This is a genomic window from Pseudomonas syringae group sp. J309-1, assembly GCF_032582135.1.
Classification (GTDB): Bacteria; Pseudomonadota; Gammaproteobacteria; order Pseudomonadales; family Pseudomonadaceae; genus Aquipseudomonas; species Aquipseudomonas quasicaspiana.
Genome location: NZ_JAWHNU010000014.1, coordinates 51548 through 65814, shown reverse-complemented (window position 1 = coordinate 65814; position 14267 = coordinate 51548). Strand labels below are relative to the sequence as shown.

Sequence of the window (14267 nt, the reverse complement as noted above, 5' to 3'; positions counted from 1 at the left end):
TTATTAACAATATGATAGTTGGGTTTATACAGTGATTAGGATATGCTTAATCGTGGTCTGCCCCCAGTTTCTTCATTGCCTCGATTACTTCAAAGGGAAATAGCAATGAGTACCGAGAATTTAACACCTGAACTCGCATATCTTGCGATGTATGAATTTCTTGTCGAGTTGTATGAGCGAACAAAGTTAGATGGCTTGGGCTCCTTGTTGGGCAGTATGAGTTATCTTGCCGATGGTCAGACTGCCGATCCGGCAGTTTGGACGGATTGGATGCTCTGTGTGGCTAAAGTTCTAGCCGGGCAGGGTGATGCTCAACTGAACCTGACATGATTTGATCTGTACCTGCAATCCGCGTCTTTTGAGCAGTGAGAATTGCTCAACTCAATCGCTTTCTCAAGGCCATCACGTATCATTACCTCGACAAAGAGCTGGTAAACACGCGCGCTTACTTGCTGCAGCGGGAGCTGTCCCGAGGCACGCTTGAAGTGCTGGTCGTGGAAGGCAAGCTGGAAAGCCTCAAGGGCGAAGTGGGCAGTGGCCTGTCGGAGCGGGAACTGGCGATAGCGTTTCTTGGCCGGGAAGGGCAAGAGCTGAACCTGCGTGAGATCGAGCAGCTAAAATTCAGGTGCTTGATTCTTTGGCTGAGCCCGTAGTAATAAATGGGGCGTTGAAGCATTTAAGGGTGTGTGGAATGGTCACTCCATCTATAAGCAGCATTCTCGTTGTTCAGTCAATTACTTATTCGGATATTAATGCTGAGATAGTTTATGTCTTTTCGATTGATGGCGTTGAATGTGAGTTTTCTGGAAGGCTAAGGAATAATCTAGGCATAAAAGGAATTGAGTACAGTGAAGAGTTGGACGCTTTCTTGATGTTAATCATGCCGATAGATGCGAATGTATCAAAGAAGCTGCTTGCACTATCTTGGAATTATGTTGAAGGCGCAGCTTTAAATTTTCCAGTGATTCTTGTTTCGCCGTAGTTGGTTTATGGGGGCTGGATCAACCCTCGGTTGTTTAATCTGCTCTTTAATAATTCGGTTTTTCTGAAATGATTGGTTTGTGCTTAACCGTGGTCTGACCCCGGTTTCGCTTCAATTTCTCTTAAACATACCGAGCTTGATATGCTTGCGTCGTCATGCAACCCTTTTTCCGCTCGCCAAAATTAATGCCGCCCAGAGGATCAGAAATGGATTGTTCTTTCAAAAAAATAGCAGCCTGTATATGCCTCTTTGCCTCGCTGGCAGGGTGCGTCACCAAAGACCTGTCCAACGAAAACAGGCAACTCGTCAAATCCATCTGGATTGTCCCGATTGACATGTCTTTGGGGAGATTCACGTACAACAGTATGGATCAGGCATGGGAAGCCGGACTGGGCGCGGGAGTGGGAGCCGCTTCAGGTATGGTGACTGGCTCCAAGATTTCACCAGCGGTATTGGCGGGAGCGAGTGCTGCTTCGGCGACGAATAACACAAGGGTCAGTCCGGCTGAAGCGATCCGTCTCAATATGCAGCGCAACGATATCGATGTGGGCGTGATCCTTCGAGAGCGACTTGAGGCGCGGATAACGAAAGAAAAACTATTTACCATCACTCCGGATGCTGCCACAGCCGATGCAAAAATAGAGTTCATTGTGACGGAGTGGGGCGTGTCATTGAAAAATTTCAGTACTGAGCTGTACCCGACGATAGGTCTTTCTGCAGTCATGCGGCGTGGTGACGAACAGATCTGGCGTAACTTTGAGACCATCACGGCGCTCAGTGACGGCAATGATCTAGCATTTACTCCCCAGCGTTACGCTACGGACCCAGAGGCATTGCGGACTGCTTTTGGTCATGCCGTTGATTTAATGGTCGACAAGCTCATGATTGATTTGAAGCAGTAATCAGGTCAGCTGATTGCGCAGGCGTAATCATGAATGTTTAGCATTCAAGCCTGCTTGGGATTGCTCTTTTTTACTTCTGACTTGTTGCGGCAGCAATACTCTACGCGCGATGACTACATGGCAGAACTCTCCAAGCCTGTAGGACTATTCCGAAATTTTGCTGTATCGGACAGCGCTTGTTGCACCGCTCTCAGTCACCGAATAATCTCCGTCCGTCGCGTAACCAGCGACCGGTTTTGACAGGCCGCCCCAATCGAGGAGTAACAATCGCCAACCAGTGCGCTGACATTAAATCAGCAGGCTGCGCCATGGCGTCTCAATCTATTAGGGTGATCCCACATGATCAAATCCGAACCAAATTTCAGCCTCTTCACGGTAAAACCAGATGTCAGCGTTAATGACGCTCTGGTGCTCGCTTGCGAATACTTAACCTGCGCCGCAGCTACGGCTTACGAATCTGCAGATAACCATACGCCGGAGTTTCGGGCGTTGGCGCGCTCGGTTGTGCATCAGTTGGAGGCGGCGCGTGCGTTGGTTGAGGCGTCGGTGATGGGGTTGGAGGGGCAGCGCAAGGCGATTTAGTCTGTCTTGATAGGAGCGTTTTTCAATGGCGGTGGATGTGAGTCGTTAATTCACCTGATGCACCATAGCGCCCATATCGCGGGCAAGCCTCGCTCCCACTGGGAGTTTGAGTTTGCAGGGACATCCCACAGATGCATCTCAATATCAGTGAAAGGTCGTGGGACAGGCTTTAACAAAGCCAATAAAAAACCCGCTGTCACCCTTAAGTGACAGCGGGTTTTTATTGTTATCGATTACTTGCTGTCAGGCAGCGCGTAAGCGATTACGTAGTCACCACGATCCGGGGACTGACGGCCACCACCGGCGGTGATGACCACGTATTGCTTGCCGGTTTTCGGCGAAACAAAGGTCATCGGGCCGCCCTGGCTACCGACTGGCAGACGGGCTTTCCAGGCTTCTTCGCCGTTGGCGGAGTTGAAGGCGCGCAGGTAGTAGTCCTGCGTACCGGCGATGAAGATCAAGCCGCCCTGAGTAGACAGCGTGCCGCCCAGTGTCGGCATGCCGATTGGCAGCGGCAGGTGCATTTTGATGCCCAGTGGGCCGGTGTCTTCAACGGTGCCGACCGGGACTTGCCAGGCGACTTTCTGGGTCTTCATGTCGATCGCAGTCAGGGTGCCGAACGGCGGGGCCTGGCACGGAATACCGGCAATCGACAGGAAGCGGTTTTTGTTCACGGCATACGGCGTGCCTTTGAGCGGCACTGCGCCCATGCCTGTGTTCAGCGCTTCGCCACCGGAAGAAGCCTTGGCGTCTTTCTGCTGCGGCACCATCTGGACCCACAGGCCCAGACGCATGTCGTTGACGAAGATGAAGCCGTGGACCGGGTCAGTCGAGAGGCTGCCCCAGTTCATGCCACCCAGGGAGCCTGGGAAGGACAACGACTTGTCAGTGCCCGGCGCGGTGTACAGGCCTTCGTAGCGCATTTGCTTGAACGAGATACGGCACAGCATCTGATCAAACGGCGTCGCGCCCCACATGTCCGATTCGGTCATGCGCTTGGTGCCGATCTGCGGCATGCCGCTCGACAGGGGCTGAGTCAGCGAGTACGGTTCGTTGGGGATGTTGCCAGCATTGACCGCTACATCTTCAACTTTGGTCAACGGCTTGCCGGTAGCGCGGTCGAGCACGAAGATCTGACCGGCCTTGGTGCCGATCACCACGGCCGGCACTTTGCTGCCGTCCGCTTTGGTGAAGTCGATCAGGCTAGGCTGCATCGGCAGGTCGAAGTCCCACAAGTCATTGTGGACGGTCTGGTAAACCCACTTCTCTTCGCCGGTAGTCGCGTTCAGCGCCAGAATCGAAGCGCCGTACTTGTGGTCCAGCTCGGTACGTTCAACACCGTAGATGTCGGTGGACGAGCTGCCCATGGGCAGGAAAATGGTGTTCATCGCCGGGTCATAAGACATCGGCGCCCAGCTGTTTGGCGTACTGCGCACATACGTAGCGTCGCCCGCTGGTGCATTTTTGTCTTCCGGGTTGCCCGGGTCGAATGCCCAGCGCATCGCGCCGGTGATCACGTCAAAACCACGGATCACGCCGCCTGGCATGTCGGCCTGAACGTTGTCAGCCACACGACCGCCCACGACTACCGTGGAACCGGCCATCAGCGGTGCGGACGACAGTTGATAGTAGGAGTCCGGCACGTTACCCAGGCCAGCCTTCAGATCAACCTGGCCATTGGTGCCGAAGCCCTGGCAGAACTCGCCAGTGTCAGCGTCCACGGCAATCAGGCGCGCGTCGATGGTGTTGGTCAGCAGGCGACGCTGGCAGTTGGCACCCGCGTGTACCGACACAGCAGTGGCGGGTGTGCTGCCGTCAACCGGCTGAGCCAGTGCCGCTGTCGAATCGAAATACGCCAGGCCACGGCAGCGCTGCCAGACTTTGCTCTGGGCGTTGATTTCGTTCTTCCACAGCTGTTTGCCGGTGTCGGCATCCAGTGCGATGACGTTGTTGTGCGGGGTGCAGATGAACACCTTGTCGCCGACTTGCAGCGGGGTCATCTGGTCTTCGGCACCGTTGCCGTCGCTGATCGCCACGTCACCGGTCTGGTAAGTCCAGGCGGGCACCAGGCTGCCGACGTTGCTGCGGTTGATCTGGTCCAGCGCCGCAAAACGGCTGCCGCCTTCATCGTTACCGTAATGGGCCCAGTCTTTCTGCGCTTTGGCAGGGTCGACTTTGGTCAGGCCCGGGCCGTCACCGGTCGGGGAGACCGACGCGTGCGGGATGAACATACCCCATACGCCGCCAACGATGGCCAGGGCCAGCAAGCCGCTCAGCGCATAACCGCCGCGACCGCTCACAAGGCCATTGGCTTTGCGCAGGGTCGGGTAGACCAGCGCAACCACGAGGCTCAATACGCCCAAGGCGAACAGGCGGGAGATTTGCGGCCAGAAGTTCAGACCGGCGTCAGCCAGGGCCCAGATGATGGACAGCACCATGACGACCGCGAACAGCCAGGCACCTGTCAGGCGCTGTTTGAAAAGCAGTACTGCCGAGACGAGCATACCGAGACCGGCAAGCAGGAAGTACCAACTGCCGCCAACCGTGACGAGAAAGCCGCCCAGTCCTGTGAACAGTAATCCAAATACCAGCACGCCGAGAGCCGCGACCCAGATGGGCCAGCGGCTGACGGATGCCGTAGGTTGAGACTTAGTCATGGTGCATGATCCTGATAACGCGTGAGCGTTTGTGTGAAAGGTTAAGCGTAGTGGAGGAAGCGGCCGGTGAAGCTGCTTCCGGGCAGTGGTCGCGAGCAAACTTTTCGGGCTCGACGCAGACGACACGGCTCAGTTCGATGGAACTCCGCAAACAATTAACTAACTGGTTACTTTTGCAACGATATCAAAAAAAGCCCTGCCTGCGACAAATTGTCATTCCGCATTTAGGGAAAACACTGTTGCGGGATTGGTAATAATGGGTGAGTTGTTGCGCCGGTAGAGGGCTTCAATTAGCCAAAATGTTGTCTGATGAGCCGAACCCTGTTCTGTAGGAGCTCACCGAGGTTACGAGGCCAGCGATCACGGTTTGTCTGACACACCGCCATCGCTGGCCTCGTAACCTCGGTTGAGCTCCTACAGGACTAATGTGTTGCGCTTTCGGTGTTCTCAGGGGATACAGGATGATTTTGAGAAAAGTTGTTTATGTTTCATGGCATCGTGCTGCCGTGCCTAAAAATAACCAGGAGAAAACATGAGCGAAATATCCCCGGCGGTACTGGCTGACCTGGCGCCTGACGGTGTTCTGCGCGCTGCCATCAATTTTGGCAATCCGGTGCTCGCGCAGCAGGCGGCCGATGGCAGCCCTCAAGGGGTTTCTGTACAGCTGGCGAAAGCACTGGCCGAGGAATTGGGTGTGCGTCTGGAGATGGTTACGTTCGATGCGGCAGGCAAGGTGTTCGCCGCACTGGAACAAGCTGCATGGACCGTTGCATTTCTGGCCATCGAGCCCGTGCGCGCTGAGCAGATCGCGTTCAGTGATCCTTACGTAGCGATTGAAGGGACTTACCTTGTCGCCGCAGATTCTGCGTTCAGGGAAGTGGACGATCTGGATCGCAGTGGCCTGCGACTGGCGGTGGGTAAAGGCGCTGCCTATGACCTGTATCTGAGCAGAACACTGCAGCACGCCGAACTGTGCCGCGCAGAAACCTCTGCTGCGGCAGTCGATTTGTTTCTGGAACAAGGGCTGGACGCAGCAGCCGGGGTTCGCCAGCCACTGGAGAAATTCGCCGCTGCTCATTCAGGTTATCGAGTACTTAAAGGCGCATTCACATCGATTCGCCAGGCCATGGCCGTCCCTCGCCAGCATGTTGCAGGTGCTGAGTTTGTGCAGCGCTTTATCGAACGGCAGAAGGCCAACGGGTTTGTACGCCAGGCGCTGGATGCTACGGGGCAGGGCGATGTTGCGGTTCCTGTTTGACAGGAGGCTCGGGCTACACTGCGCTGTCGTGCGGCTAACATCGGCCCTGTACAGACTGTGTGAAAACGTAGCGAGCGACCGCAAGACAAGGCGCAACGCAGTATTGTGCGCGTAGCACCGAAGGTGCCCAGCCTGCAGTCGTTTTCACACAGTCTGTGTAGGAGCTGCCGAAGGCTGCGATATCGGTGTATCAGGATAAATGTTTCGCAGCCTTCGGCAGCTCCTACAGGGATTGCATTTCAATCCAGGTGATCAGTTTGTTTCACGCGCTCTTCGATCACGTCCCGATCCATCCGCCGCCCCAGATACCACCCCGTAACCGCCCAGAGTGCCGCACAGATTGCGCCCACCAAGGCCACCAGCGCAGTGCCTTGACCCAGCATGTCCAGCAGACTCTTGGCCCAGCCACTGATGGCGTCGCCGCCGCGATAGACCACGGTATCGATGAAGTTCTTGGCTTTGTATTTGGTCTCGGCATCCAGAGGCGCGAAAAGCATTTCCCGACCGGGCCGAATAAAGGCGTATTCGCCGATGCGGCGCACGATCATCAGCCCGGCCAACATGGCGAAGGTCGGTGCCAGCGCCAGGCCGATGAAGCCGATACAGACCAGCGCCGGAACGCCCGCCAGCAGCACCCGTATACCGAAGCGTTGAGCGATGCGTCCGGTGATGAACAGTTGCGAGACCAGGGCACCGGCCTGCACCGCAAAGTCGATCAGGCCAAATACGCGGATCTGCTCCTCACGTGTAGCAAACAACTCCGAAACCAGTCGCGCCTGTTCGAAATACAGAAAGGTGCTTGCAGTGGCGAGCAACACCACAAACAGGCACACGCCCAGTAGATATGGCGAACGCAGCACTCGCAGCATGCCGCTGAACGGGTTGCCCGCCACTGGCCGACGCGGGTTTTCAGCAGGTGGTGCACCGGGCCGTCCTGCGCCGCCAGATTCGCGCCACGCCATGAGGTAGCGTTTGAGTGCCAATGCCAGCAGCAGCAATAACGCACTGAACAGCGCCAGTCCGCCTTGGCCGAGCACGTCAATCGAGAACGCACTGATCAGTGGCCCCATCAAGCCGCCCACACTGGCGCCCGCCGCGATAAACGCAAACAACCGCCGTGCCTGCGCGCCATCGAACGCGTCGGCCATCAGGCTCCAGGCCACTGACACCACGTACAGGTTGTAGACCGAGATCCACACGTAGAACGCTCGCGCCAGCCAGACGCTGTCGTCATGAAGGGCAAATGTCAGGGCAAAAAACAGCAGGTTGATGGCAAAGAATCCGTACACCCAGTCGACGAACTGGACGCGTGGCACTACAGAGTTCAGCCAGCCAAACAGCGGTACGGCAATCAGCATGACCACGAATGTCGCCGTGAATAACCACTGCAGATTCTCGACGCCCGCCTGAATCCCCATCGCTTCACGAATCGGGCGCAGCATGAAATAGCCACAGAACAGGCAGAAGAAGAGCGCAAAGCCAGCGAGTGCCGGGCTCAATTCTTCCGGCTCGGCGTTGATGACACGGGCAGCGCGTTGGATCAGTGGGTGGTCAACAAAGGACACGGAGACGCTCCCGGCTTGGGTGATCAGGCGAACTGTTCGGCGATCCGCTCACGCAACCTGGCGTCCGGCAATCGGCCCTGGCCTGCCAGAAGGTTGTCGGCAGCATAACGCGGGTTGCTGGTCGCCGGAATCACTGCGGTTAGGGCTGGGTTGGCGAGCACAAATTTGAGCATCAGTTGTGCCCATGAACTGGCATCCAGTTCGGCAGATGCCCAATCCGGCAATGGCTTGCCTTTGACCTTGGCAAACAGTCGACCGGCCTCGAAGGTGCGGTTGGCCAGCACTGCGACGCCATTATCGGCGCACCAGGGCAATAGACGCTTTTCAGCATTGCGGGCGCCAATGGAATAGTTGACCTGAACGAAATCCACTTTCTCTTTCTGTAGCACCGCCAGCAGTTCATCGTGAGCCGACTCGACGTAATGCGTCACGCCGATGTAGCGAATACGACCCTGTTGCTTGAGTTCGCGCAAGGTCTGCAACTGAGTGGTTGTGTCTTGCAGGTTGTGCACCTGAATCAGGTCGATACGTTCGGTCTGCAGTTGTTTGAACGCTTGCTCTATTTGCTGCAAACCCGCTTCTCGCCCTGTTGACGAAACCTTGGTGGCGATAAAGGCCTGGCCATGGGCTTTGGCGCGGGTCAGCAATTCGCCTGTGACGGATTGTGATTCCCCGTAACTCGGCGCGGTGTCGATCAACTTTGCGCCGCCATTCAGTAGCGTCTTGAGGACTTCCAGCGCCGGAGTCATCTCTTCTGAAGTCAGTGCAAAGTTAAAGGTGCGCGCGGTGCCCAGGCCAATCACCGGCAAGTCTTCACCTGATGAGGGAATCTTGCGGGTCAACAGCGATGTCGCCGCAAATGCCGGAAGCAGGGGAGACAAGGCAGCCATTGCGGCCAGCGCTGAGCTTGCTTGAATGAAGTGACGGCGGCTTAACGAGTGGGCGGGCATGCGACGACTCCTTTCATTCTTGAATGTGTAACAGAGGTGTCATGGATAGAAACACATCCAAACCCCTTGAGAAGCGCGCCCGTCGGTGAGATGGTCGGTGATGTTTTACAAATCGTTACCTTCGGGTATCTGATTTTTCGGTAGGTTGTTTGTTCTGATATTCCTTGAGGTAATTAAAAACATACTATTAATTCTTTTGAATGCGCTGTGCGAATTGCCATCATTCGTCCCCCCACACGGGTCAACAACGTCAACAGGATCACCTCGATGAAGTCTCTAGGTTTCTACGCGCGAGTCATTGCCGCTGCGCTGCTGTCCACCGTTTCCATCGCCCAGGCCGCAGAGTCGGCCTCGACCTGGAAGCAGATCCACGATTCAGGTGAGCTACGGATTGGTGTCGCTCAGGGGGAGCCCTGGTTTTTCAAGGATCCTGCCACCGAGGAGTGGAACGGCATCGGCTACAACGTGGGCAAGGACATCGCCAAGGAACTGGGCGTCAAACTGGTTACGGTCGAAACTACGTGGGGTAATTCGGTCGCTGCACTGCAATCCGGTCAGATTGACCTGATGCTGGTGCTGGACCCGACTGAAGAACGTCGCAAGGCTGTGGATTTTCCCGAGCAGCCATTCTTCTGGTATGCCCAAGGCGTACTGCTCCGTGACGGCCTGACCGCGACCACCTGGGAAGACCTGGACCGTGACGACGTGCGTATTGGCGTCACCCAGGGCAGCAGTCCGGACTTGATCCTCAGCAAGACCTTCAAAAAGGCCCATCTGGAGCGCTACACCAACATGGACGAAGGCGTTGCCGCGTTCTATGCAGGACGTGTCGACGGCCTGTCTTACTTCCACCCGGCGCTGGCGCTGCAACAAGCCAAAGTGCGCAAAGGGACGTTGATCCTGCCAACGCCTATCGTCGCGGTGAGCACCAGTGGCGCTGTGCGTTACGAAGATGACAAGACCTTCCGGGATTTCGTCGGCAAGGAATTCGCCAAACTCTATGAAAGCGGAACCACCCAGAAGTACTACGAAGACGCTCTGCGCTTGCGCGGCGTAGACCCTAGCAAAGTACCGCCGGTGATCAAGGAGCAGTGGGCGAAGTAACTCGATACCTGTGAATGAGCGGTAGGAGCTGCCGAAGACTGCGATATCGGTGTTTCTGACACAGCCCGGGTCGGCTCCTATCAAACATCACTCCAATAATGGATTTGAAACGCGGACCTTGTAGGAGCTAACTTGTTGGCGAAGCGGAATTTCTGACGATGCGGGTCCGACGTCTCGCCAACAAGTTGGCTCCTACAGGGTCATCCGTTTGCTTAGCGACAGCGAGGTGTCAGGGATACCGGGACCACTCCCACAGGGTTCTGAATTGTTCACAACCCGCAGCCTGCGCGGCGTAGACCCAATCAAAGTACCGCCGGTGATCAAGGAACAGTGGGCGAAGTAACTCGATACCTGTGAATGAGCTGTAGGAGCTGCCGAAGGCTGAGATAGCGGTGTTTCTGACACAGCTCGGGTCGGCTCTGTGGGAGCTGGGCTTGCCCGCGATACAGACACCGCGGTTTGTCAGGCAGATTACCTGAACCTTATCGCGGGCAAGCCCGGCTCCCACAGGGTTCTGAATTGTTCACGACCCGCCGGCGCCCGAGTGGGGTGAATCAGGTCCAGACAACCCCTCCAGCAATACCGCCACATCCTCGCACTCTTCAATTGCAAACAACCCCGCCAGTATCAATTCGACGTTCTGAGCAGCGCCGCCCAATGGCGCGTACTGGCGGAATTTGTCTGCCACCTGTTCGCGGCTCAATGGCCTTTCGCGGCAACCCAGCGGATAGTCCAGTCGTAGGCCGGTAATCATTTCCTCACCCAGTCGTACCAGCACTTGCCCGGCCGGGCGGCGGGTATCGGCCATCAGCGCGTTCAATTCCGGGTCGACCTCGGCAACCACCCGATCCGCCAACGCCTGAATCTGCGGATCATTCAAGGTGCGAGCTGTGTGCCAATCCTGTGTCGCGATGCCCAGCGCAAGACAGGCCAGTGTATGAGGCAGGCTGAATTGAGCGTCCACTTCGTTGACCGGTCGCCTGTCCATAAAGTCGCGGGCCTGGGTGGTGCCGGTCAGTACGCGTATCTCGCTGATGGCCGAGGCGTGGAAGGAATGGCTCGATTGCAATTGCTCGAACGACTCTAGCGCCGTGTGTATCCACCGGCAGGCGGGGTAGTGCTTGAGGCTGGCGTTGGCTGCAAGCCATTCGCTGCCCAGACCGGCGACTAGCAGGTGTGGATCAAACCGATCGGAGCCGAGCATGCGCCACAAGCCCTGATCACCATCCAGCACCGATTGAGCGCCTACCCACTGATGCTGTTGCAGGCGCACCGCGCGGACCCCGGCCTCGGCGGCTGGTGCGGTGAAGTCCTTGAATGACACCAATGGTCGGGATTCCCAGTTGTATTTACGCAGGCTCGGCAGTGGCGTCAGCGTGCCCGCCAGACCCAGGGCATTTTCCAGACCTGCCGCGTCCAGCTGCATCAGCTTGCCAAACGCAACCGCAGCACCCAATGCCTGATGCTGGCAAACGCCGTACACCTGACGAAAGCGTTCAATGCTTGGCTGCACAGCGATGATTACCCGAGCGTTGATCTCGTAAGCGGCGATCAGCGCTTCCAGCAGTTCAACGCCAGAGGTTTTGCGCAGCCAGATACCACTGAGTGCCGCAGCTACCAGACTTGCACCCGGATGACCCATTCCGCGGCCATCCACCTCGAAGCCATCGTCATGATCCAGCGCGTTGATTGCCATGCCGTTGTACAGCGCAGCGCCCACCGGTGCCAGACGCACGGAGGTGCCCAACAGCGCGCAGGGGCCCGCAGCGTATTCTTCGATGCAATGCTGCTGGAATCTGACTGCCAGTTCGCTGCGCGTTGAGGCAAGACCGCAGGCGAGGGCGTCGATCAGGTGCAGTTTGATCTGCTCACGCACCACGTCGGGCACGTGCGTCAACTTCAGGTCTGCAGCGAATCGCGCGAGGGTGTGGGTCAGTGAATCGCTGCTCATGGCGGTGCCCGTGTGAAAACGTCAAAGGCTACTGCTTACGCAATCGAATGGCATATGGATTGCTAGAACAAAAACGAATATGCAAATGCATATCAGGTATTTATCGCTATTTGTGTCCAGCTATTACCATGCGCGGCCTTTGTCTGGCGAAGGCAATGCTGAGCGGCCTCAGAGGGGAACACCCCAGGAGAGAAACAACGAGTGTATACCTGGAATTTTTCTGCGATATGGCCCTATAGCGGCTTGCTGTTCGAAGGTCTGTTGGGCACGTTGCGTATCGCGCTGGTCTCACTGTTTTTTGGTGTCCTGCTGGGTGCTTTGATGGCGGTGTTGCGCATGTCATCGCGGGCCGTGCTGCGTTACCCGGCGATGGCCTTTATCGGTTTCTACCGCAATACCCCGGCCATCGTGCATTTCTTCTGGTTTTTCTACGCGTTGCCGGTACTGGCACCGGTCAGTCTGTCGCCGTTTACGGCTGCCGTACTGGCGCTGTCGATCCAGTCCAGCGCCTTTTACGCCGAAGTGTTGCGCGGCGGCATTGCGTCCATGGAACGTGGCCAGTGGGAGGGCGCCAAGGCATTGGGCATGACCCAGGCCAGAGTGCTGCGCAGGATCATCCTGCCGCAAGCACTGCGGCGCATGCTCGCACCCTTTCTGGAACGCAGTTTCGAGCTGGTCAAAACCACGGCGCTGGCGTCGTCGCTGGCGTATGCCGAACTCCTGTATCAGGCCATGCAGATCAATACTCAGACGTTCAGGCCACTGGAGGTCTATAGCGTGATTGCCGTGATGTATTTCAGTGTGCTGTTTGCGGCGAGTCTGGCCAGCCAGCGCCTTGAACGCCACCTGGCGAGGAGCGCTTGAGATGGATTACACCTGGGATTTCCAGATCGTCATCGACAACTTGCCAGTGCTGCTGCGTGGGCTGAAAGTCACCCTGCAATTGTTTGTGATCGCCGCGCTGGTTGGCGTGCCAGTCGGGCTGATGCTGGGCGTCGCGCGTTTGTCGCCCAAGCGGCGCGTTACCTTGCCTGCCGTTGCCTTTATTGAAGTGTTCCGCAACACGCCAGTGCTGATTCAGTTGATCTGGATCTACTACGCCTTTCCGGTCTTGCTGGGAGTGCGCTTCACGCCATTCTTCGCGGCGGCGCTGGCGCTGAGCTTGTACACCGCGGCCTACTGCGCGGAAATTTTTCGTGCCGGTCTTCAGTCGGTAGTCCGCGGTCAGTGGGAGGGCGCCAAAGCGCTGGGCATGAGTCGGGCCCGTGCGTTACGGCGGATCATCTTGCCGCAGGCCTGCCAGCGCATGCTTCCCGCACTCACCAATCGCATGATTGAACTGGTCAAGGTGACGTCACTGGCCTCCACCCTGGCAGTGACCGAAGTGATGTATCAGGGGCGTTTGCTCAGCTCCAGCTACTATCGACCGCTGGAAATTCTGACGGTGGTTGCGCTGCTGTATTTCTGCCTGATCTGGCCGTTCAGCTTCCTCGCTGCGCGCCTTGAACGCCGTCTGGCGCTTCGCTGATTTGTTGAGAATTGTCATGACCGAACAACCGTTGTTCCGTATCCGCCAGTTGCACAAGAATTTCGATCAGCCAGTGCTAAAAGGGATTGATCTGAACGTCCGTCGCGGTGAACGCATCGCCATCATCGGTGGCAGCGGATCGGGTAAGAGCACGTTGCTGCGCTGCCTGAATTTCATGGAAATGCCCACCAGCGGCGAGATCGAACTCAATGGCGTGCTGCTGGGTGAGGAGCGTGGCGGTGAGCGCTCCTATCAAGAGCGTCAACTGCGCGAAGTACGCGAACGGGTCGGCATGGTCTTTCAGCAGTTCAACCTGTTCCCGCACATGAGCGTGCTGGAAAATGTCATGGAAGGGCTGATCTCGGTGAAAAAGATCCCGCAGGCCGAAGCGCGTGAACGTGCGTTGGCGCAGCTGGAAAAAGTCGGCCTGGCCGACCGCCGCGATACCTACCCGGGGCGTTTGTCAGGCGGTCAGCAACAGCGCGTGGCGATTGCTCGTGCGTTGGTCATGGAACCTGAGGTCTTGCTGTTTGACGAGCCGACGTCTTCGCTTGACCCCGAATTGGTCGGCGAAGTCCTGCGGGTGATTCGCCAACTGGCTGACGAAGGTCGCACCTTGTTGCTGGTGACTCACGAACTGGGCTTCGCTTACCACTTTGCCGAGCGGGTACTGTTTCTCGAAAATGGCGTCATCCATGAGCAGGGCACGCCTGATCAAGTGCTGAAGAACCCGCAGCAACCCCGTACCCAGGAATTCCTCGCCCGCTTTGCCGAGCGTTCTTTTTAAG

At 56.9% G+C, this 14267-nt stretch carries 13 protein-coding genes and 1 pseudogene; 10 read left to right on the top strand and 4 right to left on the bottom strand.

All coding sequences use genetic code 11. The features are described from left to right. Positions 1 to 105: 105 nt before the first annotated feature. The 5 genes and pseudogenes from RX972_RS10815 (at position 106) to RX972_RS10795 (ending at position 2466) form a co-directional block, all read left to right on the top strand. Complete coding sequence (locus tag RX972_RS10815; RefSeq protein WP_316874951.1) at positions 106 to 330, top strand: hypothetical protein; 225 nt, start codon at positions 106 to 108, stop codon at positions 328 to 330. Positions 331 to 371: 41 nt separating this feature from the next. Further along, positions 372 to 617, top strand: a pseudogene (locus tag RX972_RS10810) (POTRA domain-containing protein); the annotation flags it as partial. Positions 618 to 691: 74 nt separating this feature from the next. Continuing rightward, positions 692 to 982, top strand: coding sequence for a hypothetical protein (locus RX972_RS10805; RefSeq protein WP_187522927.1), 291 nt, complete (start codon positions 692 to 694; stop codon positions 980 to 982). 206 nt (positions 983 to 1188) lie between these two features. Then, on the top strand, positions 1189 to 1884 hold the full coding sequence (locus RX972_RS10800; protein ID WP_316874946.1) for a hypothetical protein: 696 nt from the start codon (positions 1189 to 1191) through the stop codon (positions 1882 to 1884). 339 nt (positions 1885 to 2223) lie between these two features. Further along, a complete protein-coding gene (locus RX972_RS10795; protein ID WP_316874944.1) occupies positions 2224 to 2466 on the top strand; it encodes a DUF6124 family protein in 243 nt (80 codons plus the stop codon). A 233-nt stretch (positions 2467 to 2699) separates the two neighbouring features. On the opposite strand, the gene RX972_RS10790 is transcribed toward RX972_RS10795, so the two are convergent. Beyond that, positions 2700 to 5123: a glucose/quinate/shikimate family membrane-bound PQQ-dependent dehydrogenase gene (locus tag RX972_RS10790; RefSeq protein ID WP_316874942.1), complete on the bottom strand. Its 2424-nt coding sequence runs from the start codon at positions 5121 to 5123 to the stop codon at positions 2700 to 2702. A gap of 532 nt (positions 5124 to 5655) precedes the next feature. Between RX972_RS10790 and RX972_RS10785 the strand changes: the two genes are divergently transcribed. Beyond that, positions 5656 to 6381, top strand: coding sequence for an ABC transporter substrate-binding protein (locus RX972_RS10785; RefSeq protein ID WP_316874940.1), 726 nt, complete (start codon positions 5656 to 5658; stop codon positions 6379 to 6381). Between the two features lie 239 nt (positions 6382 to 6620). Here RX972_RS10785 and RX972_RS10780 read toward each other — a convergent pair whose 3' ends face one another. Together RX972_RS10780 and RX972_RS10775 are read right to left on the bottom strand one after the other, a co-directional pair. Next, positions 6621 to 7946 carry an NTP/NDP exchange transporter gene (locus RX972_RS10780; RefSeq protein WP_316874938.1) on the bottom strand — a complete coding sequence of 442 codons (1326 nt, stop codon included), beginning with the start codon at positions 7944 to 7946 and terminating at the stop codon, positions 6621 to 6623. Between the two features lie 23 nt (positions 7947 to 7969). Then, positions 7970 to 8896, bottom strand: a complete 927-nt coding sequence (locus RX972_RS10775) for an aldo/keto reductase (protein WP_122704028.1) — start codon at positions 8894 to 8896, stop codon at positions 7970 to 7972. Between the two features lie 267 nt (positions 8897 to 9163). Between RX972_RS10775 and RX972_RS10770 the strand changes: the two genes are divergently transcribed. Further along, complete coding sequence (locus tag RX972_RS10770) at positions 9164 to 10000, top strand: transporter substrate-binding domain-containing protein (protein WP_122394657.1); 837 nt, start codon at positions 9164 to 9166, stop codon at positions 9998 to 10000. Positions 10001 to 10523: 523 nt separating this feature from the next. On the opposite strand, the gene RX972_RS10765 is transcribed toward RX972_RS10770, so the two are convergent. Continuing rightward, positions 10524 to 11951 (bottom strand): MmgE/PrpD family protein, encoded by a 1428-nt coding sequence (locus tag RX972_RS10765; protein WP_316874935.1) that lies wholly within the window; start codon positions 11949 to 11951, stop codon positions 10524 to 10526. Positions 11952 to 12152: 201 nt separating this feature from the next. Here RX972_RS10765 and RX972_RS10760 point away from each other — a divergent pair, with 201 nt between their 5' ends. From RX972_RS10760 to RX972_RS10750, 3 genes are read left to right on the top strand one after another with little or no spacing between them, the layout of a single operon-like run. Further along, positions 12153 to 12815 (top strand): amino acid ABC transporter permease, encoded by a 663-nt coding sequence (locus tag RX972_RS10760; protein ID WP_206197252.1) that lies wholly within the window; start codon positions 12153 to 12155, stop codon positions 12813 to 12815. 1 nt (position 12816) lies between these two features. Then, positions 12817 to 13479: an amino acid ABC transporter permease gene (locus tag RX972_RS10755; protein ID WP_122704036.1), complete on the top strand. Its 663-nt coding sequence runs from the start codon at positions 12817 to 12819 to the stop codon at positions 13477 to 13479. Positions 13480 to 13495: 16 nt separating this feature from the next. Next, positions 13496 to 14266, top strand: a complete 771-nt coding sequence (locus RX972_RS10750) for an amino acid ABC transporter ATP-binding protein (protein WP_263267247.1) — start codon at positions 13496 to 13498, stop codon at positions 14264 to 14266. The last annotated feature ends 1 nt before the right edge of the window (position 14267 follow it).

Bases quoted from the DNA above. Each gene is read 5' to 3' on its own strand.
- RX972_RS10815 (WP_316874951.1), top strand. From the start codon at position 106: ATGAGTACCGAGAATTTAACACCTGAACTCGCATATCTTGCGATGTAT.
- RX972_RS10805 (WP_187522927.1), top strand. From the start codon at position 692: ATGGTCACTCCATCTATAAGCAGCATTCTCGTTGTTCAGTCAATTACT.
- RX972_RS10800 (WP_316874946.1), top strand. From the start codon at position 1,189: ATGGATTGTTCTTTCAAAAAAATAGCAGCCTGTATATGCCTCTTTGCC.
- RX972_RS10795 (WP_316874944.1), top strand. From the start codon at position 2,224: ATGATCAAATCCGAACCAAATTTCAGCCTCTTCACGGTAAAACCAGAT.
- RX972_RS10790 (WP_316874942.1), bottom strand. From the start codon at position 5,123: ATGACTAAGTCTCAACCTACGGCATCCGTCAGCCGCTGGCCCATCTGG.
- RX972_RS10785 (WP_316874940.1), top strand. From the start codon at position 5,656: ATGAGCGAAATATCCCCGGCGGTACTGGCTGACCTGGCGCCTGACGGT.
- RX972_RS10775 (WP_122704028.1), bottom strand. From the start codon at position 8,896: ATGCCCGCCCACTCGTTAAGCCGCCGTCACTTCATTCAAGCAAGCTCA.
- RX972_RS10770 (WP_122394657.1), top strand. From the start codon at position 9,164: ATGAAGTCTCTAGGTTTCTACGCGCGAGTCATTGCCGCTGCGCTGCTG.
- RX972_RS10765 (WP_316874935.1), bottom strand. From the start codon at position 11,951: ATGAGCAGCGATTCACTGACCCACACCCTCGCGCGATTCGCTGCAGAC.
- RX972_RS10755 (WP_122704036.1), top strand. From the start codon at position 12,817: ATGGATTACACCTGGGATTTCCAGATCGTCATCGACAACTTGCCAGTG.
- RX972_RS10750 (WP_263267247.1), top strand. From the start codon at position 13,496: ATGACCGAACAACCGTTGTTCCGTATCCGCCAGTTGCACAAGAATTTC.